Genomic DNA, 20,372 nt, shown 5'->3' with positions numbered 1-20,372 from the left:
CGTCCTCACTTCCGCGCCGCAGCGAGGGCCCGCGCCACCCCCGGCTCCTTCGGCCCCAGGAACTGCGGATCGGGCTTGAACACCGCGTCCAGCAGGGCCTTGCCCGCCGCGAACACCTCGCGGGTGCCCCCGTAGTACCAGGTGACGTCGTGGGTGGCGTCGACCCCGATGCCGTACGACCGCACGCCCGCCGCCCGGCACAGCGCGACGGCCCGCCGGATGTGGAAGATCTGGCTGATCAGCACGGCCTCGTGGACGCCGAAGATCTTCCGGGCCCGCACGCAGGAGTCCCAGGTGTCGAACCCGGCGTAGTCACTGACGATCCGCCGGTCCGGCACCCCACGCTTCGTCAGATAGGCCCGCATCGCGTCCGGTTCGTCGTAGTCCTTGCGGCTGTTGTCCCCGGTGACCAGCACGGCCTCGATCCGCCCGGCCCGGTACAGTTTCGCCGCCGCGTCCAGCCGGTGCGCGAGGTACGGGGACGGCTCGCCGTTCCACAGCCCGGCCCCGAACACCACCGCGACCTCGGTGCGCGGCGCGTCGGCCGTCGTGCGCAGCCCGTCGGCCGTGCTCACGTACAGCCAGGTCACCGGAAGCAGCGCCAGCACGCACAACAGCATGACCGCCTGCACGGCCCGCCGCTGTCCGGCGCGGGTGCGTGGCAGGCGGGGCAGCCGCGGTCTGAGGATCCTCGGGTGCGGCAGGCGCGGCATGGTTGTTCGTCCCCCCGGTGGCGTCCGATCGCGTCGGTATTCGACAGATGGGGACGCAGCGTAAGCCCGTTCGGTTCGCCCGGGTACCGTGACCGGGCTCACTCGGCGCCGCGCAACCGCAGGTGGGAGGCGCTCACACCGCCACGGCACCGGGCCGTGAACCCCCGGAAAACACCTGACACGTCCGTGCAACCGCGCGGCAACCTCGCACCGTCACCATCGGTTCATGACGGCGTCGAAACCCTCTCACGACGAGTCCAGGACCCTCTCCCACTCTCGGCTCCGTCCGAGCGGGGGGACCCCCACCGGCGGGCAGCCGCTCGGTGGCGCCCACCTCGACAGTACGGCGCAACTCATGAACGCGATCACCAGCCAGCTCGGCAGTCAGCTCAGCCTCGTCTCGCTGAACGGGGCCCGCCGCCCCGCGCCGCCGCCGCTCGTCCTCGTCGCGCACGGCAGCCGCGACCCGCGCGCGCTGAGCACCGTACGCACCCTGATCGAGCGCGTCCGCGAGCTGCGCCCGCACCTGTCCGTGCACCTCGGTCACATCGAGCTCAACGAACCGCTGCTGGCCGACACGCTCGCCTCCCTCGACACCGGGGACGGCGCCGACGGTGCCGTTCTCGTGCCGCTGCTGCTCAGCCGCGGCTACCACGTCAAGCGGGACATTCCCGAGGCCGCGGCCGCCGTCCCGGGACTGCGGGCCCGTATCGCCGCCCCGCTCGGCCCGCACCCCCTGCTCGTCGAGACGCTGTACGCGCGGCTCGTCGAGGCCGGCTGGCGGACCGGGACGAGCGACGCAACCCGGCGTGCCGGCGGGGTCGTGCTCGCCGCCGCGGGCTCGCGCGACCCGGAGTCGATCACCGACACCCGCCGCACCGCCCAACTGCTGGCCGAACGCCTCGGCGTGCCCGTCGTCCCCGCGTACGCCTCCGCCGCCGCGCCCACCGTCGCCGCCGCCGTGCGCGCCCTGGCCGCGCGTGGCCGCCACCGCATCGCCGTCGCCTCCTACTTCACCGCGCCCGGCCGCTTCGCCACCGAGTGCGCCGCGGCCGCCCCCTGGATCGCCGCCGCCCCGCTGGGCACCCACGCCGCGATGGCCCGCCTGATCCTGCACCGCTACGACCAGGCCGTGGCGACCCCCGAACCCGCCCCGGAACGCGAGCTGGCCTCGGCCTGATCCACGCCTCCCGACGGTAGGCCGCGCCCCGTTTGTCACTGCCTGCGTTTACTGTCGGGTACATGGACGGCACCGCACCCCTCTCCGACGAGTACGACCCGACGTCAGTCGAGCGCTGGGCCGTAGAACCCGACAAACGTCCCGGCCGCACCGCCTTCCAGCGCGACCGCGCCCGCGTGCTGCACTCCTCCGCGCTGCGCCGCCTCGCGGGCAAGACCCAGGTCGTCACCCCGGGCACCCGCAGTCAGGCCTGGGACGCCAGCGCCCGCACCCGCCTCACCCACTCCCTGGAGTGCGCCCAGGTCGGCCGCGAGCTCGGCGCCGCCCTCGGCTGCGACCCCGACCTCGTCGAGGCGGCCTGCCTCTCCCACGACCTCGGCCACCCACCCTTCGGGCACAACGGCGAACAGGCGCTGAACGAGTTCGCGGAGGACTGCGGCGGCTTCGAGGGCAACGCGCAGTCGCTGCGCCTGCTGACCAGGATCGAGCCCAAGCGCTTCGTCCACTCGGAAGAGACGGGCGAACTCGTCAGCGTGGGACTGAACCTCACCCGCGCCGCCCTCGACGCCGCCACCAAGTACCCCTGGCCGCGCGGCGCCCACCCCACCGACCCCGCCTCGCCGAAGTTCGGGGCCTACGAGGACGACCGGCCGGTCTTCGACTGGATCCGCAAGGGCGCCCCCGGCACCCGTACGTGCTTCGAGGCCCAGGTCATGGACTGGTCCGACGACGTGGCGTACTCGGTGCACGACGTCGAGGACGGTCTGCACGCCGGCCACATCGACCCCAACTGCCTGCACGCCGAACCGGAGCGCGAGGAGATCTTCAAGGTCGCCATCGGCCGGTACGTGCCCGCCGACACCGACCCGGCCGAGCTCTCCGAGGCCCTCGACCGGCTCCTGGAGCAGGAGTGGTGGCCGCACGGGTACGACGGATCGGCCGTCGCGCAGGCCCGGTTGAAGGACGCCACCAGCCAGCTCATCGGTCGCTTCTGCCTGGCCGCCGAGGGCGCCACCCGCGCGCGGTACGGCGCCGGCCGGCTCACCCGGTACGCGGCGGAGCTGGTCGTCCCGCGCGCCGCCCGCCACGAGTGCGCCGTCCTCAAGGCCGTCGCCGACCGGTACGTCATGCAGCGTGCCGAGCAGGAGCGGCTGCGCGCCGATCAGCGGATCGTCGTCGCCGAGCTGGCCGGGGCCCTCACCGCCCGCGCCCCGGACGGTCTTGACCCGCAGTTCCGGGCGCTGTTCGACGAGGCCGGGGACGATCGCGCGCGCAAGCGGGTGATCGTCGACCAGATTGCCTCGCTCACCGACGCCTCGGCACGTTCACTGCATCTCAGGTTCACCACCCGCCCCACAGGCGGCGGCGGAGTGTGACCCTGCGTGGCCTGATCGGGCCACACCCTCTTCCCGCATCACGCTGCGTGCGGGACGCTCGCTTGGCGACAACGTTACGAGGAGGCATCAAGTGGTCGACGCGGATCAGACATTCGTCATCGTCGGAGGAGGCCTGGCCGGCGCCAAGGCAGCCGAGACGCTCCGAGCGGAGGGTTTCACCGGCCGCGTGATACTGATCTGCGACGAACGTGACCACCCCTACGAGCGCCCGCCGCTCTCCAAGGGCTATCTGCTCGGCAAGGAGGAGCGGGACAGCGTCTTCGTGCACGAACCCGCCTGGTACGCGCAGAATGACGTGGAGCTGCACCTCGGCCAGACCGTCGACGCCATCGACCGCACGGCGAAGACCGTCCGCTTCGGCGACGACGGCACCCTCGTCCACTACGACAAGCTGCTCCTGGCGACCGGCGCCGAGCCGCGCCGCCTCGACATCCCCGGGACGGACCTCGCGGGCGTCCACCACCTGCGCCGCCTCGCCCACGCCGAACGCCTCAAGGGCGTCCTGGCCGCGCTCGGCCGTGACAACGGCCATCTCGTGATCGCGGGCGGGGGCTGGATCGGCCTGGAGGTCGCGGCGGCGGCCCGCGAGTACGGCGCCGAGGTCACCGTCGTCGAGCACAACCAGACCCCGCTGCACGCGGTCCTCGGCCCCGAGCTCGGCCAGCTCTTCGCCGAGCTGCACCGCGAGCACGGCGTCCGCTTCCACTTCGGGGCCCGGCTCACCGAGATCGTCGGCCAGGACGGCATGGTGCTGGCCGCCCGCACGGACGACGGCGAGGAGCACCTCGCCCACGACGTCCTGGCGGCCATCGGAGCGGCGCCACGCACGGGCCTCGCCGAGGCCGCGGGCCTGGAGATCGCCGACAGGGCGCACGGCGGCGGTATCGCGGTCGACGAGCGGCTGCGCACCTCCGACCCCGACATCTACGCCGCCGGTGACGTCGCCGCCTTCCCGCACCCCCTCTTCGACACCCGGCTGCGCGTCGAGCACTGGGCCAACGCTCTCAACGGCGGACCGGCGGCGGCCCGCTCGATGCTGGACCGCGGGACGGTGTACGACCGTGTGCCCTATTTCTTCTCCGACCAGTACGACGTCGGGCTCGAGTACTCGGGCTGGGCGCCCCCGGGGACGTACGACGAGGTGGTGATCCGGGGCGACGCGGGCAAGCGCCAGTTCATCGCCTTCTGGGTGAAGGACGGGCGGGTGCTGGCCGGGATGAACGTGAATGTGTGGGACGTCACGGAACCCATCCAGCGACTGATCCGGTCCCGGGCCCAGGTGGACACCGAGGCGCTGGCGAACCCGCACGTACCGCTGGAGAGCCTGGCCCCCTGACACCGGGGCGTTCGCCTCGCCCCAGGAGTGTCAGTCCGGCCCCGTAGAATCACCTCGTGGCTGGAAGGATCAACGACGAGGACGTGAAGGCGGTTCGGGACGCGGTCCCGATCGACGCCGTCGTGTCCGAGTACCTCCAGCTGCGCAACGCGGGCGGCGGAAACCTCAAGGGTCTGTGCCCCTTCCACGACGAGAAGTCCCCGTCCTTCCAGGTCAGCCCCAGCAAGGGTCTCTTCCACTGCTTCGGCTGCCAGGAAGGCGGCGACACCATCACGTTCGTGATGAAGGTCGACCACCTCACCTTCTCCGAGGCCGTCGAGCGCCTCGCCGGACAGGCCGGCATCACCCTGCGCTACGAGGAGGGCGGGTACAACCCCTCCCACCAGCGAGGCGAGCGGATCCGCCTGGTCGAGGCGCACAAGATCGCCGCTCAGTACTACGTGGAGCAGCTCGACATCAGCCCCGAGGCCGACGCGGGCCGCAAGTTCCTCGCCGAGCGCGGGTTCGACCAGGCCGCCGCCGCGCACTTCGGCGTCGGTTACAGCCCCCAGGGCTGGGACCACCTCACCCGCCATCTGCGCGGCAAGGGCTTCACCGACAAGGAGCTGCTCCTCTCCGGCCTCTCCCAGGAGGGCCGCCGGGGCCCCATCGACCGCTTCCGCGGCCGCCTGATGTGGCCGATCCGCGACATCGGCGGCGAGGTCGTCGGCTTCGGCGCGCGCAAACTGTACGAGGCGGACAACGGCCCGAAGTACCTGAACACGCCCGACACCGCGATCTACCGGAAGTCCCAGGTCCTCTACGGCATCGACCTCGCGAAGAAGGACATCGCCAAGGCCAGCCGCGCGGTCGTCGTCGAGGGCTACACCGACGTCATGGCCTGCCACCTGGCCGGCATCACCACCGCGATCGCGACCTGCGGCACCGCGTTCGGCAGCGACCACATCAAGATCCTCAGACGCCTTCTGATGGACAACGGCTCGGCCCGCGTGATCTTCACCTTCGACGGCGACGCGGCGGGCCAGAAGGCCGCCCTGCGCGCCTTCGAGGACGACCAGAAGTTCGCCGCCGAGACGTACATCGCCATCGCGCCGGACGGCATGGACCCCTGCGACCTGCGCCTCGCCAAGGGCGACGAGGCGGTCGCCGACCTCGTCGAACCCCGCACGCCCCTCTTCGAGTTCGCCCTGCGCCAGATCATCCTGCGCTACGACCTGGAGACCCCGGCGGGCCGCGCGGCAGCCCTGGACGAGGCGGCGCCCATCGTCGCCCGCATCAAGAACAGCGGCGCCCAGCACGAGGTCGCCGTGCAGCTCGCCGGCATGCTCGGCATCCTCGACACCCAGTTCGTGGTCAAGCGGGTCGCCCAGCTGGCCCGTTGGGCCCGCGACCGCGGCGGCAAGGGCCCGGCCCCCGCCGACGGGCAGCGCCCCCAGCAGACGTACGCCGCCGTCCGGACGTCCGCGGGCGGCCCGGCGCTCAACCTCCGCAACCCCGTCTACGCCACCGAGCGCGAGCTGCTCAAGCTCGCCCTCCAGCGGCCCGAGCTGGTCTCCCCGGCCTTCGACGCCTACGGGATCGACGAGTTCACCGCCGCGCCCTACGCCGCCGTGCGCCTGGCGATCATGGAGTCGGGCGGTGCCGAGTACGGCACGCAGGACCCCCAGGAGTATCTGGTCCGGGTCCGCGAGGTCGCCCCGGACGATGTGGTCCGCTCCATGGTCACCGAGCTGGCCGTCGAGGCGATCATGCGCAAGACCGTCGACGAGACCTACGCGGGCGACCAGCTCGTCATGGTCCGCCGCCGCGCCGTCGAGCGCCGCATCGTGGACGTCCAGGGTGCCCTGGCCCGCGCGAGCGCCCACGGCGACCCGGCCCAGCTGGCAGCCGTGCAGAACGAGTTGTGGGTGCTCCAGCAGTACGGACAGGCGCTGCGCGAGCGGGGCGCGGAGGCGCTCTGAGACCGCCCTGCCCGGATGGGCCCGGCGCACATGCCAATCCCGTACGCCCTTCAATCGGTTTCGCGCGCGCTGAGCTGCGCACTCGGACGGCACGGTAACCACCGGGTCACGGACCGGAAGCAAAAAGTCACCGCACGCCCCTCGTGGCGGCGATGTGTCGTACTCCACACTGGGTTCCGGTGCCTGAGTCCTCGGAGCGCGGCCGACCCGCACGCGACGGGTTTCCGATTCCCGCGGTTCCGCCAAACGACTACGGGATGGACTGCGGCGAGGCCGTCGACCCCATCCCCGACGTACCGCTGCCGCACGCCTCAGCAGCGACATTCCTGGAGGTCGCCCCCGTGCAGACCCAGACCCTCACACAGACCGACAACTTCACGGACACGGATACGGACGCCGAGCCCGACGTCGTCACGGCGATGCCCCCGCAGAGGGGTGCCGCGCACCACCCCGAGACGGAGCCGGACGAGCCGGCGGCGGGCGCCGCCGAGGCCGAGGCCGAGCCCGTGGAGGTCGAAACCGAGGCCGAGGTCCCAGAACCCGTCGAACTGCCCCGAGGACGCAGTACGGACACCGGAGGCCCCTCCTCGGACCTGTTCCGCCAGTACCTGCGCGAGATCGGGCGCATTCCGCTGCTCACCGCGGCGGAGGAGGTCGAACTCGCCCGCCGCGTCGAGGCCGGACTCTTCGCCGAGGAGAAGCTCCGCCTCGCCCCCGACCTGGACAGTCAGCTCGCCCTCGACCTCGACAAACTCGTCGTCATGGGCCGCATGGCCAAGCGCCGCCTCATCGAGGCGAACCTGCGCCTGGTCGTCTCGGTCGCGAAACGCTATGTGGGCCGCGGGCTCACCATGCTCGACCTGGTCCAGGAGGGGAACCTCGGTCTGATCAGGGCGGTGGAGAAGTTCGACTACGCCCGCGGGTACAAGTTCTCGACGTACGCGACCTGGTGGATCCGGCAGGCCATGTCGCGGGCGCTGGCCGATCAGGCCCGTACGATCCGGGTCCCCGTCCATGTGGTCGAGTTGATCAACCGGGTCGTGCGGGTCCAGCGGCGGATGCTGCAGGAGCGCGGCTACGAACCGACGCCGGACGAGGTCGCCGCGCACCTCGACCTTCCCGGTGAGCGGGTGAGTGAGGTGCTGCGTCTTGCCCAGGAACCGGTGTCGTTGCACGCGCCGGTGGGGGAGGAGGACGACGTGGCGCTCGGCGACCTGATCGAGGACGGTGACGCGACGTCGCCGGTGGAGTCCGCCGCGTTCCTGCTCCTGCGGGAACACCTGGAAGCGGTGCTTTCCACGCTCGGCGAGCGTGAACGCAAGGTCGTCCAGCTCCGGTACGGGCTCGCCGACGGCCGTCCCCGCACACTCGAGGAAATAGGCCGCATCTTCGGCGTCACCCGCGAACGCATCCGCCAGATCGAGTCCAAAACCCTCAACAAACTGAGGGACCACGCCTTCGCAGACCAACTCCGCGGCTACCTGGACTGACCGAGCCGTGGGGGTGGTCCTCCGGCTGCGGGCCGGTGGGGGCTGGTCGCGCAGTTCCCCGCGCCCCTCAGTAGCGGGGGTCTGGGGGCGCAGCCCCCAGGGATGGGACGGGTAGGGGCGGCGGGGGCGAGGAATCACCTCCCCGCACCCGCCCACCCACCCACACCCGCTAGTCGACCTCGGCCACCGCCTGGGCGAACTGAGCCTTGTAGAGGCGCGCGTACGCACCGTCGGCCGCCAACAGCTCCGCATGCGCACCCTGCTCGACGATCGACCCGTTCTCCATCACGAGGATGGTGTCCGCGTCCCGGATCGTGGAGAGCCGGTGGGCGATCACGAACGACGTCCGCCCGTGCGCGAGCTTCGCCATCGCCTTCTGGATCAGCACCTCCGTACGGGTGTCGACGGAACTGGTCGCCTCGTCGAGGACGAGGATCACCGGGTCGGACAGGAACGCCCGCGCGATGGTGATCAGCTGCTTCTCGCCCGCACTGACCCCCGTACCCTCGTCGTCGATGACGGTGTCGTAGCCATCCGGGAGCGTACGGATGAAGCGGTCCGCGTGCGCGGCCCGCGCCGCCTCCTCGATCTCCCCGCGTGTGACCTCCCGCGAGGCCCCGTACGCGATGTTCTCCGCGATCGTGCCGCCGAACAGCCAGGTGTCCTGGAGCACCATCCCGATCCCGGCCCGGAGTTCGTCCCGGGACATGGACGCGATGTCGACCCCGTCGAGGGTGATCCGGCCGCCGGTGACGTCGTAGAACCGCATCAGGAGGTTCACCAGCGTGGTCTTGCCGGCGCCGGTCGGGCCGACGATCGCCACCGTGTGGCCCGGCTCGACCTTCAGCGACAGGTCCTCGATGAGCGGCTTCTCGGGGTCGTAGCGGAAGGACACGTTCTCCAGCGCCACCCGCCCGCGCAGCTCGTCGGGGCGCACCGTCGGCACCGGGTCGGCCTCCTGCTCCTCCGCGTCGAGGAGTTCGAATATCCGCTCCGCCGACGCGACACCGGACTGCACGAGGTTCGCCATCGAGGCGACCTGCGTCAGCGGCATCGAGAACTGGCGGGAGTACTGGATGAAGGCCTGGACATCGCCGATCGACAGCGAGCCGGACGCGACGCGCAGACCGCCGACGACCGCCACCAGCACATAGTTCAGGTTCGACACGAACATCATCAGCGGCTGCATGACCCCGCTGTTGAACTGCGCCTTGAACCCGGCCTCGTACAACTTCTCGTTCTGTTCGGCGAACTGCGCCGCCGACTCCTCCTGCCGCCCGAACACCTTCACCAGCGTGTGCCCGGTGTACATCTCCTCGATGTGGGCGTTGAGCTTGCCGGTGGTGCGCCACTGCTGCACGAAGTGCGGCTGCGAGCGCTTGCCGATGCGCGTGGCGATGAAGAAGGAGAGCGGGACCGTGACGAGCGCGACCAGCGCGAGCAGCCACGACACCCAGAACATCATCGCGAGCACGCCGATGATGGTCAGCAGGGAGTTCACCAGCTGGCCCATCGACTGCTGCAGGGTCTGCTGGATGTTGTCGATGTCGTTCGTGGCGCGGCTGAGCACCTCACCGCGCTGGCGCTTGTCGAAGTACGACAGCGGCAGCCGCGAGAGCTTCGCCTGCAGGTCCTCGCGCATGTGGTAGACGGTCTTGTTGACGGCCCGGTTCACCAGGCGCGTCGCCACCGCCATCAGCAGGCCGGCCAGCAGGAACGTACAGAGCGCGAGCAGCAGTACGTTTCCGACGGCACTGAAGTCGATGCCCTTGCCGGGGGTGAAGTCCGTCCCGGCGAGCATGTCGGCCATGCCGCCCTCGCCGCGCTCACGCATCGAGGCGAGGACCTCGGCCTTGGTGGCGCCGGCCGGCATCTGCCGCCCGATGATCCCCGCGAAGACCAGGTCGGTGGCCTTGCCGAGGATCTTCGGTCCGACCACCGAGAGCCCCACGCTCAGGACGACGGCGACCAGCATTCCGTACATGGTGACGCGCTCGGGTTTGAACTGGGCCAGGAGCCTCCTCCCGGACACCTTGAAATCCATCGAGCGCTGATCGGGGCCGCCCCCGGCCATCATGCGTCCCATGGGCCCGGCCATCAGGCGGCCTCCGCTTCCGTCAGCTGGGAGAGCACGATCTCCCGATAGGTCTCGTTGTCGGCCATGAGCTCGTGGTGACGCCCCGTGCCCACCACCCGGCCCTCGTCGAGGACCACGATCCGGTCGGCGTCACGGATGGTCGACACCCGCTGGGCGACGATCACCACGGTCGCCTCGGCGGTCTCCTGGGAGAGCGCCGCGCGCAGCGCCGCGTCGGTCGCGTAGTCGAGCGCGGAGAAGGAGTCGTCGAAGAGGTAGATCTCGGGGCGCTGGACGAGGGTGCGGGCGATGGCGAGGCGCTGGCGCTGGCCGCCGGAGACGTTGGTGCCGCCCTGTGCGATCGGCGAGTCTAGACCGTTCTCCAGCCGCTCCACGAAGCCCTTGGCCTGCGCCACCTCCAGCGCGTGCCACAGCTCTTCGTCGGTCGCGTCCGGATTGCCGTACCGGAGGTTGGTGGCGACCGTCCCCGCGAAGAGGTACGGCTTCTGGGGGACGAGTCCGACCGTCCTGGCGAGCAGTCTCGGCTCGACGGTCGCCACGTCCACGCCGTCGACGAGGACTTCTCCGTCGGTGGCGTCGAAGAGCCGGGGCACGAGCCCGAGCAGCGTCGACTTGCCGCTGCCCGTCGACCCGATCACGGCGGTCGTCTCACCCGGCCGCGCCACCAGGTCGATGGACTTCAGGACGGGCTCCTCGGCACCCGGGTAGCGGAACCCGGCGCCGCGGATCTCCAGATGGCCGTGGCGCCGCAGCTCCACGACGGGCGCGCTCGGAGGCACGACGCTCGACGAGGTGTCCAGGACCTCTTCGATGCGCTCGGCGCAGACCTCCGCGCGCGGCACCATCATGAACATGAAGGTGGCCATCATCACGGACATCACGATCTGCATGAGGTAGGCGAGGAACGCGGTCAGGTCGCCGATCTGCATGCCGCCGCTGGCGATGCGGTGGGCGCCGAACCAGACCACGGCGATCGACGAGAGGTTCACGACGGTCATGACCATCGGGAACATCAGGGCGAGCATCCGGCCGGTACCGAGGGACACCTCGGTCAGCTGGGCGTTGGCGGACTCGAAGCGGTCCTTCTCGTAGTCGTCCCGGACGAAGGCACGGATGACGCGGTTGCCGGTGATCTGCTCGCGCAGCACCCGGTTCACGGTGTCCAGACGCACCTGCATGGTCCTGAACAGCGGGCGCAGCCTGCGCACGATCAGAGTCACTCCGATGCCGAGCACCGGCACCACGGCGACCAGGACCGCGGAGAGCGGCACGTCCAGGCCGAGGGCCAGCACGATGCCGCCCACACACATGATCGGCGCCGACACCAGCAGGGTGAACGTCATCAGGGCGAGCATCTGCACCTGCTGGACGTCATTGGTGGTGCGGGTGATCAGTGAGGGTGCCCCGAAGTGGCCCACCTCGCGTGCGGAGAAGGACTGCACCCGGTCGAAGACGGCGGCCCGGATGTCCCGGCCGACGGAGGACGCCGTACGGGCGCCGTAGTAGACGGCGCCGATGTTGCAGAAGACCTGGACCAGCGAGATCCCGATCATCAGGGCACCGAAGGACAGGATGTAACCCGTGTCTCCCTTGACGACACCGTTGTCAATGATGTGTGCGTTCAGGGTCGGCAGGTACAGGGTTGCGCAGGTCTGCAGGAACTGCAGGAGCACGAGGAGAGCTATGGGTTTCTTGTACGGACTGAGGTAGGTCCGAAGGAGTCGTATGAGCACGCGGCTTCTCTCGGAGTCGTCGACGGCAGTGCGGTCGGTGGTGCACCACCCCCTATCGTCGGACACTCCACCCGCGTTACCTCAACCGATTAATCCAAGAGCGGACCAAGAGCGGACCGGAACCGGACCTTGAGACGTACGTCATAGGGTCCATGCCGGCCTCTACGCCCACCGGGACACCTCTCCGCACACCTGTACGCCCCTATGCCCGGAACGCTCCCGGATGCGTCTGTTCCCGTACGGACACGTACTGCTGCCGTACGGCCTGACCCACGGCCAGTTCCTCACCGGGCTCCAGAATATGGGCGACCGCACCCTGCCAGACGGGTGGCAGCTGGGGGTCGAGCGTGCCCTGCGAGACGCCCAGGGCCCAGGCCGCCTGACGGGCCGCGCCCAGCGCCGCGTAGTCCGCCGGCTGGGGGACGACGACCTGCGCGCCGAACAGCGCGGGCGCCGCGGCCTGCACGGCCGGCAGCTCGGCGGCCGCCCCGAGCAGGAACACCCGCCGTACGTCCACGCCGCGCCCGCGCAGCACGTCGAGCGCGTCCGCGAGCCCGCACAGCATGCCCTCGAAGGCGGCCCGCGCCAGGTGTTCGGGCCGCATCGACTCGCGCCGCAGTCCCGCGAGCGTCCCGGCGGTGTGCGGCAGGTTCGGGGTCCGCTCGCCCTCCAAGTACGGCAGCAGGACCAGCCCGTGGGAGCCCGGCGTGGACTTCATCGCCAGCTCGGACAGGCTCTCCAGGTCGGGCAGGCCGAGCAGTTCGACGGCGCCGCGCAGGGTCCGTACGGCGTTGAGGGTGGTCACCACCGGCAGATGCATGCCGGTCGCGTCCGCCAGTGAGGTGATCATGCCGGAGGAGTCGACCAGCGCCTCGGGGTGTACGGCCATCACGGACCCGGAGGCGCCGAGGGACACGACCGCGTCCCCGAGCCCGATGCCGAGCCCGAAGGCCGCCGCCATGGTCTCTCCGGTGCCCGCGGAGATCAGCAGGCCCTCGGGTGTCGTCCCCGCCGCCTCGGACGGGCCCAGCACGTCGGGCAGCGTGGCCTGGTGGCCGAGCGCGAGCTCGACGAGATCCGGCCGATAGCCGCCGGTCGCCGCCGACCAGTAGCCGGTCCCGGAGGCCCCGCCCCGGTCGGTGGTCCGCCGCATCGGCCGCCCGAGCAACTGCCACACCAGCCAGTCGTGCGCCTGCAGCAGCACGGCGGTGCGCAGCGCGGCGTCGGGCTCGGTCTTGTTCAGCCAGCGCAGCTTGGTCACCGGCTGGGCGGCCTGCGGTACGTGGCCCACGGCCTGCGCCCATGCCTCGCGCCCGCCGAGCGCGTCGACGAGATCGGCGGCGGCGACCTGTGCGCGCTTGTCACCGCCGACCATGGCCGGCCGCACCGTGTTGCCCTGCGTGTCCAGCGGTACGAGCGCGTTCTGCTGCGCGGAGACGCCGATGGCCTGCACGCCTTCGAGCAGCCCGCCGCCGGCCGCCTCGCCCAGGGACAGCAGCCAGGCCTGCGGATCGACGTCGGAAGGACGGCCGCCGCCCTCGGTGGTTTCCACCGGATGCGGGGCATATCCCTGCCTGAGCACGGCTCCCGTGTCCGTGTCGCAGACGACGATACGAGTGAAATCGGGCGAACTGTCCAACCCGGCGACTATCCCCATGGCGGAAATTCTGCCGTACGGCGGGGGATGGGCGCGCCGGGCAGGGCGGTAGCGACCGGCTCACGGGGTGCCCGACGGGCCGGGGCGCAGGTCGGACGGGGTGGCGCGTTCGCCCACCCTGTCAGGGATCCCTCGCCCTGCCTGCCGGGAGTCGTTCGGCTTTCGGCCGGTGGGGGGCTGATCGGGTGGTTCCCCGCGCCTCTCGCGGGGCCCTACGTGTTGCTGGTGCCCCAGTCGTCCTCGCGGGTGCCGTTGGTGTTGCGTTCGCGCAGCGAGCGGACGCGGGCGGTGACCGAGTCGGGGACGTGGTCGCCCACCTTCTCGCCGACCGTGTGGAACGCCTTGCCCGCGATCTCGCGCCCCTGCTGGGCGGCGGTCTCGGCGGTGTTGCGCACCGCGGGGTTCTGCGCGACCTGGCGCGCGGACTTCTTCAGCTGCTCGTAGCGCTCGCGTCCGGCGCGCGTGCCGAGCACGTAACCCAGAGCCAGTCCGGCGACGAATGTGAGCCGGTAGCGCATGGCGGCCACCCTTCCCTTGCGTCGGCATCGGTGCGGGGGGAACCGATTGGCGGAGCACCCCCCTGCTTGCGCTAATGTATGTGTCGCAGCGAGCGCACGCCCCCTGGCGAATACCCAGGTAGGTGCGTTCGATGCAACGAGGCAATCCTCCGTAGCTCAATTGGCAGAGCAGCCGGCTGTTAACCGGCAGGTTACTGGTTCGAGTCCAGTCGGGGGAGCTCGGTCTCCTGTAGCTCAATTGGCAGAGCAGCCGGCTGTTAACCGGCAGGTTACTGGTTCGAGTCCAGTCGGGAGAGCAACGGAAGAGGACCCCTCAGGGGTCCTTTTTCATGTCCGGCGGAACCGCGCAGGCCACGCCGAAGTCCTCATGGTCATGCGTTGCCGACCATCCGAAGCAGGAGATCGTATGAGCGGCTATGCTGCGGCAGACGGCGCGCACAAATGTGCGCGACGCGCCGTAAGGGGCGGTAGCTCAGCCGGTTAGAGCAGCGGACTCATAATCCGTCGGCCGTGGGTTCGAGTCCCACCCGCCCCACTCCGCGCTACGCGTGAAGAAACGATGCCGCGTGCGCACTCGTGGTTTGCCAGCAACAAGGTTGCGGCCCTAGGAGCTGATCCGGGGGCCGCAGTTGTGCGTTTCGCGTTCTTTGCACTCGTCCGGGGGAACGGCCGGGGAATCGCCGTTCCCTGGTGTGACGTCAGTTCGAGCCGGGAGCGGCCCGATCGGGCCCCGCGCAATCGAGTCGGGCGTCGGCCCAGTCCGCGTGGTCGTGGGCGTTGCCGTCACCGCCGTCCGAGACCACGAGGCGCAACTGCTGGGCACCGGACACGTCGATGTCCAAGGGCAGGGGCTGTGAAGTGCCCGTGAGGACGGGGGTCGTGGTCAGCGTCCGGCCGTCCGCGGTCACGGAGAAGGTGGCCGAGCCGTACGGGGCGACCTCGTCGTCCATACCGACGGTGGCGGTGAACCGGCTGCAGGCGCCGCCGAGGAAGAACGCCACGTCGCTGTCGGCGTGGGTGCCGAGCCCCTTGTCGTGGGCAGTGCCGCGGATCGTGATCGGCTGTCCGTCGCCCGCCGCCTGCTCGCCGTTGGAGGTGTCCCGTTCCACGGGACCCCAGCCGTTGTCGCTGGAGACGAAGGAGAGGTCGCTGAGGTACGGGTTTCCGGTGGGCGGCGGGATAGGTACCTCGGTCTTCGCGGCGCCGTACGTCCAGTGCCGCACGCCGCCGCGGGCGTAGGTGGCGAGCGGCGAGAAGGTGACGGACACGGGGGTGTCGGACGCCGTGGGGGCGGTGACGGTCCAGCTCGCCGTGACGGAGTGGCCCGGTGAGACCTTCGAGAAGGTGGTCGGTGTGGTGGCGGTGACCGTCCAGCCGGCCGGGGCGCCGGGTCGCAGGGTGAGGTCGGTGGCCGCGTCGTCCGGCGCCGGGACGGTGAAGGTGGTCCTGAGGGTCGCCGACTCACCCCGGTGGACTGTCGGCGGCAGGTCCGCGGCGAGTGTGGCCGGGGGCTCGGCCGGGTGCCGTACGGGGGTGACGCTGAGGTTGTCGAACTCGTCGGTCCGGTAGCCGACCACGCCGATGCCGACCTGCCCGGAGGCGTACGTGGAGTCGTCCACCGCGCCGAGCGGCCTGCCGTCGACGCTCGCGGTGATCGTGGTGCCGCTGAAGCTCAGGCCGAGTCTGTGCCAGCGATGGGTGCCGAGCGCTCGGGTGGTGCCGTCGGCGAGTGTGGTCAGCCGGCCGCCGGTGTCGCTCTTGACCACCGACCATGTGCCGGTGTCGCCGACCCGCAGGAAGTAGCCCGCCTGGTGGGACTGCGGCCGCTGCTGTTCGCCCGCACGGCCGATGAGTTCGACCGTGCCGGGCTTGTCCAGGTAGACGTCCGAACCGACCGTGTAGTTCTTCCAGCCGGTGTCGCCGAGGAGGGCGAACGCGTCGCTGTCGTCCTGCCACTCGATGGGCTGCTGCGCGGCCATCTGCCGGACGCACCGCCCCGGTCGTCCGCCCCCGCATCGCGCGGTCTCGAAGGAGCCCTGCATGTCGGAGAGGTACTTCGCCTCCCGCCCGGGGGTGTTCCGCTCGAAGGAGTCGTTGTAGGGGAGCGCGAGGTGGCCCTGCGGTGGGCTGACGGCGCTGCCCCTGCCCTGGCCGGTGGTGGTGGTCAGGGAGTAGACGTAACCGGGCTGGAGGGTGACGGAGAAGTGCCCGCCCTCGGGGATGACGTCAGCGGTGTGCACGAAGCCGCCGGAGGTGCTGCCGGACTTGAGGTCGGTGGCCCAGACGTGGACCGTGCCGGTCGGCAGTCCGCCGCTGACGGTGAAGTCGGCGGTCTGGGCGCTGCTCGCGGTGGAGGTTTCCAGGATGGTGCTGTACGCCGAGTCGTCCGGCGACTTCAGCGTGACGTAGCTGCCACCCGTCCGGTCCCCGCCGAGGTAGCCGCTTGCCTTGTCGACGAACTTCCACCCCGGCTGCGTGACCTGGGTGACCTGGGCTGTTGTCCAGAGGCTGGTGCCGATGTCGTACGCCCCGGACCACGGCTGGTTCGCCACCGCCAGGCCGACCGTGTCGTAGGGCAGGTTGGGGTAGATCGCCGCCAGCAGGGGCCAGTTGAGGTAGGCGGTGTACTTGCCGTCGAGGTAGCCGCGGGTGATGGAGCGGATCAGGGCGCCGGCGCCGGTGTTCTCGTCCAGGGAGCCGTTCTCGCTGGCCCACAGGGGCTTGCCGGTGGCCTGGGCGTTGGCCGAGCTCTGGCAACTGTTCGCGGTGCCGCCGTCGCCGCCCTCGCAGGGGTAGTGGACGCCGACGACGTCGACGGACTTGGCGAACTCCGGGTCGGAGACGATGTCGTCCGCGACGTCCAGGCCCGAGTCGGCCGCGACGATCTTCACCGGGAGATTCCGGGCGGCGAGCGCCGCGTGCAGCTTCTCGTACCAGGCGGTGTCGTAGCCGCGCTCGTTCCAGCCGCCCAGGTAGTCGATGTCCAGGCCGTGCTGCCGGGCGCAGCCCAGCCAGGCGGTCAGGTAGTCGATCATGTCCTGGGACCAGAAGTGGCCGCCGCCCGGGGAGTTGCCCGTGTTGCCGATCCAGCCGGGAGCGCCCCAGGCGAGACCGTAGAGCTTGAGGTGCGGGTTGCGCTTCTTGGCCTGCTCCATCAGCCACCACTCGTAGCCGCTGTCGCAGTGGACGGTCCCCTTGGTGTGTTCGATGCTGGGCTCGGCCCCGTCGGTGGAGTTGGTGTCGCCGCCGATCTCCACCTTGAGCAGGTGCAGGGCGGCGCCGTAGCCCGGTTTGAAGAGATAGTCCAGGATCTGACTGCGCTGCGGCTCGGGATAGTTGATGAGCAGCCGTGAGTTGCCTCCACCGCCGCTGATGGCACCGATGCCGTCGAAGGTGCGACCGGTGCCGGAGCCGTCCACCGTGATGTCGGTCCTTCCGGGCACGGGTGCCTCGCCGACGAAGTCGATGCGGTCGACGGTCACCGCGGTGCCACTGGAAGCCTCGTTCCTCCGCCCGGTCGATGTGAGCGTGAAGGTGTGCGGGCCATCGGGCAGCGTGGGACTGGTCCACAGGGAGACGTCGCCGGTGCGGGTCGTGTTGTAGAGGTCGATGTCGACGGGGGTGCCGCCGTCGACGGAGACGGCGGCGATGCCATGGCCGGGGTCGGTGACCGCGCGGAAGGTGAGCCGGGTGCCGGTGAAGGTGAAGTCGACCGAGTCGCCGGCGTGCTCGGTCCAGCTGTTGGTGCCCTCATAGGGAAGGGCGGGCGCGCCTTCGCCACTCGCGTGACCCCAGCCGGAGCCGTGGTAGTCGAACTGGTCCCGCCCGCTTCCCTGGACGGAGTCGTCCACGGTGACGGTGGTGGCGGTGTCGTCGGCGCCGACACCGTCTGCCCCGGCCCTCGCCGTGGCGGACAGCAGCAGCACGAGTGCGGTGAGGAGCGCGCGGCCCAGTCTGGGTGCACGGCTCCGTACGGACTGGGACATGCGCTCTCCCGGTGTCAGAGTGACGGGGGAACAGCTCCGCGCACAGTGCTACAGGAACTCACGTAGTCGGACAATGGTCCGGACAGGATTCAACAGAGAGTTGCGCTGGGTCGCGTCCAGGGAAGTGGTGCGCGGGTTCGCCCTGATCCGGGGCCGCAGCCCGGGCCCGCGGAACGATGCCGTTTGCGCACTCGTGGTTTGCCGGCGACAAGGCTGCGGCCCCCGGAGCTGATCCGGGGGCCGCAGCCGTGCGTTTCGCGCGCTATGTATTCGTTCGGAGGGGCGGACGGGGAGTGGCCGTCGCCTGGTGCGGGGTCGGTTCGAGCCCGCCGGGTCAGGGCTGGACGGGCTTCCCGCGGCCCCAGGCCCAGGCGAGGCGGTCGGCGCCGGACTGGTTGGTGGTCGCGAGCCACGGGCGGGCGGGGTCGCCGGTGAGGGTCTGCAGCGAGTACGTGTCGTCGGTGCGCAGGCCGGGCCAGTAGACGGAGCCCATCTTCAGCTGGCGGAAGGTGTCGGTGACGGCCTGGACGTAGTTGACGTAGTTGTTGGAGGCGTCCGGCTTGTTGTAGTCGAGGCCGGTGGTCATCGGGGCGCCGAACTCGTCGGCGACGGTACGGCCCGCGCAGTCACCGATGCGCTCCTTGAGGTCGGACACCCACTGGTCATAGGTGGCGTAGTCCTTCCAGAACCCGTAGTGGTGCAGGGAGAGGTAGGTGCCCTTCAGGCGCGGGTCGGCGCAGACGGAGGTGACGTGGTCGTTGTAGCCGGCGCCGCTGACGAACACCCGGTCGCGCGGGACGGAGGGGTAGGTGGCCAGCCACTTCGCGGCGATGTCGGCCCACTCGGTGTCGGTGTAGCCGTGGGGCTCGTTCATCGGCTCGAAGTAGACCTGCTTGTCGTTCCTGTAGGTCTTGACCACCGTGTTCCACATGGGCCAGAAGGTGGCGGGGTCGTCGATGAACCCGTCCTTGCGGGCGCCCGTGCCCTCCCAGTAGGAGACGATGACCTTGAAGCCCTTGTCCGACGCGGCGTCGATGACCCCGCGGTAGGACTTCCAGTAAGAGCCGTTGACCGTGTACGGGTTGATGGGCAGCCGGACGGTGTTGGCGCCGAGGTTCGCGCGGAACGCCGAGATGATCCGGCTCGCCTTGGCGTAGGTCCGGGCGTAGCTGTCGGAGGTCGACAGGCCGGACAGTACGACGGGGTCGTCGGCGAAGTTGTCACGCGGGTCGGCCCAGTTCACGCCCTTGAACTGGGTCGTGTCCTTGCCCGGCGCGGCGTGGACGGGGCCGCCGGCGACGGCCGTGCCGCTGGTCGCGGCGATGGCCGTGCCACTGGTGCCGGCGATCAGGAGCGCCACGAAGGCGGCGCGCAGGCGGGGCGTGAGGCGGGTTCTGGCGGGGGTGTTGCGCATCGACTTGCCCTTTCAGATGACTGCGGCTCAGCGCCCGGCGGAGCCTGCGCGGGGCTGGGCGGCCGTCGGAAGGTTCGCCGGGCCGGACGGGACGCGGGGGCGTCGGCTCGCCGTCGTGGGCCCGGTGACGACCGGTGCTGTAGCGGTGGTGCGGTGGTGCTTCGCCGGTGGCGCTTCACCGGTGTGGGGAAGGGTGCGGGGGAGCGCGGGGCGGTCCTGTCGCCCGCGCGGGTGGGTCTCGGCGTGCTCAAGGCAGGTGCGAGGCGCGGTTCTTGCGCCGTCTCGACCTCGACGGTCTCCAGACGCCGTGAACCCTCGCCTGCGGCGCTGAACCCATCCGTCCGCTCCTCCCTGATCCACCGACCGGAACGCTATGTTTACGTAAACATCGGCCGGCACGGCGAGGCCTGATCTCATGGCCGGGGCTGGGTCGGTGGCGATGTTTACGTAAACATGGCGGCGCCGGAATCGTGGCACCCGGGACAGTGATCGTCAAGGTTTCCCGCACGTAACGTCGTTGGGGTCCTGCGGTGGATTCCCGGCACCAAGGTGAGAGGGGGAGCGGTGGTGAAGTGACGGAACTGGACGTCAGTCCAGGTCGTCGGGTGTGTGGAGGTGGGTGAGGACCTCCTCCAGGGGGAGGTCGAAGCGGTCCTTGTCGGCGGTCCAGTGGCGCAGAACCGTGGCGTCGGCCTCGGTCCTCGTGGAGTCGGGGGCGATCGATGAGGGAGATGGATGAGGGGGAGGCGGGCGACAGGGGAGAGTTTCACGGTGCGAGGAAGATCCACCGGGCGCGGGGTGTCGCGGCCCGACCCCGCTCCGTGATCCTCTCTCCCTCCTGACCCGTCATTCAGCTGCCGGCGCGCCGCGCATCGACGCACGTAACCCT

General features: G+C 70.5%; 12 protein-coding genes and 3 tRNA genes. 8 read left to right on the top strand and 7 right to left on the bottom strand.

Going from position 1 to position 20,372, the window contains the following annotated elements; translation table 11 throughout:
- Positions 1 to 5: 5 nt before the first annotated feature.
- Complete coding sequence (locus ACFVWD_RS27945; protein ID WP_389599961.1) at positions 6 to 713, bottom strand: vancomycin high temperature exclusion protein; 708 nt, start codon at positions 711 to 713, stop codon at positions 6 to 8.
- Between the two features lie 355 nt (positions 714 to 1,068).
- Between ACFVWD_RS27945 and ACFVWD_RS27940 the strand changes: the two genes are divergently transcribed.
- From ACFVWD_RS27940 to ACFVWD_RS27920, 5 genes are all read left to right on the top strand, one after another.
- A complete protein-coding gene (locus ACFVWD_RS27940) occupies positions 1,069 to 1,893 on the top strand; it encodes a sirohydrochlorin chelatase (protein WP_389599960.1) in 825 nt (274 codons plus the stop codon).
- Positions 1,894 to 1,955: 62 nt separating this feature from the next.
- Positions 1,956 to 3,269, top strand: coding sequence for a deoxyguanosinetriphosphate triphosphohydrolase (locus tag ACFVWD_RS27935; protein ID WP_389599958.1), 1,314 nt, complete (start codon positions 1,956 to 1,958; stop codon positions 3,267 to 3,269).
- A gap of 91 nt (positions 3,270 to 3,360) precedes the next feature.
- Complete coding sequence (locus ACFVWD_RS27930; RefSeq protein ID WP_389599957.1) at positions 3,361 to 4,626, top strand: NAD(P)/FAD-dependent oxidoreductase; 1,266 nt, start codon at positions 3,361 to 3,363, stop codon at positions 4,624 to 4,626.
- Positions 4,627 to 4,682: 56 nt separating this feature from the next.
- Complete coding sequence (dnaG, locus tag ACFVWD_RS27925; protein ID WP_389599955.1) at positions 4,683 to 6,587, top strand: DNA primase; 1,905 nt, start codon at positions 4,683 to 4,685, stop codon at positions 6,585 to 6,587.
- A 179-nt stretch (positions 6,588 to 6,766) separates the two neighbouring features.
- The gene (locus tag ACFVWD_RS27920) at positions 6,767 to 8,077 is read left to right on the top strand and encodes an RNA polymerase sigma factor (protein WP_389599954.1); all 1,311 of its coding nucleotides are present in this window, start codon (positions 6,767 to 6,769) and stop codon (positions 8,075 to 8,077) included.
- A gap of 169 nt (positions 8,078 to 8,246) precedes the next feature.
- Here the strand turns inward: ACFVWD_RS27920 and ACFVWD_RS27915 are convergent, their stop codons facing one another.
- From ACFVWD_RS27915 to ACFVWD_RS27900, 4 genes are all read right to left on the bottom strand, one after another.
- Positions 8,247 to 10,175, bottom strand: a complete 1,929-nt coding sequence (locus tag ACFVWD_RS27915; RefSeq protein ID WP_389599952.1) for an ABC transporter ATP-binding protein — start codon at positions 10,173 to 10,175, stop codon at positions 8,247 to 8,249.
- Entirely contained in the window at positions 10,175 to 11,908 is a 1,734-nt protein-coding gene (locus ACFVWD_RS27910; RefSeq protein ID WP_389599951.1) for an ABC transporter ATP-binding protein, read from the bottom strand. The genes ACFVWD_RS27915 and ACFVWD_RS27910 overlap by 1 nt, the downstream gene beginning before the upstream one ends.
- 202 nt (positions 11,909 to 12,110) lie before the next feature.
- Positions 12,111 to 13,565 carry an FGGY family carbohydrate kinase gene (locus tag ACFVWD_RS27905; RefSeq protein ID WP_389599949.1) on the bottom strand — a complete coding sequence of 485 codons (1,455 nt, stop codon included), beginning with the start codon at positions 13,563 to 13,565 and terminating at the stop codon, positions 12,111 to 12,113.
- 212 nt (positions 13,566 to 13,777) lie between these two features.
- A complete protein-coding gene (locus ACFVWD_RS27900) occupies positions 13,778 to 14,083 on the bottom strand; it encodes a hypothetical protein (protein ID WP_054233549.1) in 306 nt (101 codons plus the stop codon).
- Between the two features lie 145 nt (positions 14,084 to 14,228).
- Here ACFVWD_RS27900 and ACFVWD_RS27895 point away from each other — a divergent pair.
- From ACFVWD_RS27895 to ACFVWD_RS27885, 3 genes are all read left to right on the top strand, one after another.
- Positions 14,229 to 14,301, top strand: a tRNA-Asn gene (locus ACFVWD_RS27895).
- 5 nt (positions 14,302 to 14,306) lie between these two features.
- Positions 14,307 to 14,379, top strand: a tRNA-Asn gene (locus ACFVWD_RS27890).
- A gap of 165 nt (positions 14,380 to 14,544) precedes the next feature.
- Positions 14,545 to 14,618, top strand: a tRNA-Ile gene (locus ACFVWD_RS27885).
- A gap of 163 nt (positions 14,619 to 14,781) precedes the next feature.
- Here the strand turns inward: ACFVWD_RS27885 and ACFVWD_RS27880 are convergent.
- Positions 14,782 to 18,069, bottom strand: a complete 3,288-nt coding sequence (locus ACFVWD_RS27880) for an NPCBM/NEW2 domain-containing protein (RefSeq protein ID WP_389599947.1) — start codon at positions 18,067 to 18,069, stop codon at positions 14,782 to 14,784.
- 334 nt (positions 18,070 to 18,403) lie between these two features.
- Positions 18,404 to 19,483, bottom strand: a complete 1,080-nt coding sequence (locus ACFVWD_RS27875; protein WP_389599946.1) for a glycoside hydrolase family 5 protein — start codon at positions 19,481 to 19,483, stop codon at positions 18,404 to 18,406.
- Positions 19,484 to 20,372: the final 889 nt, after the last annotated feature.

The sequence above is a fragment of the Streptomyces sp. NPDC058086 genome (assembly GCF_042885015.1).
Taxonomy (GTDB): Bacteria; Actinomycetota; Actinomycetes; order Streptomycetales; family Streptomycetaceae; genus Streptomyces.
This window is presented reverse-complemented; position numbering and strand designations above follow the sequence as displayed.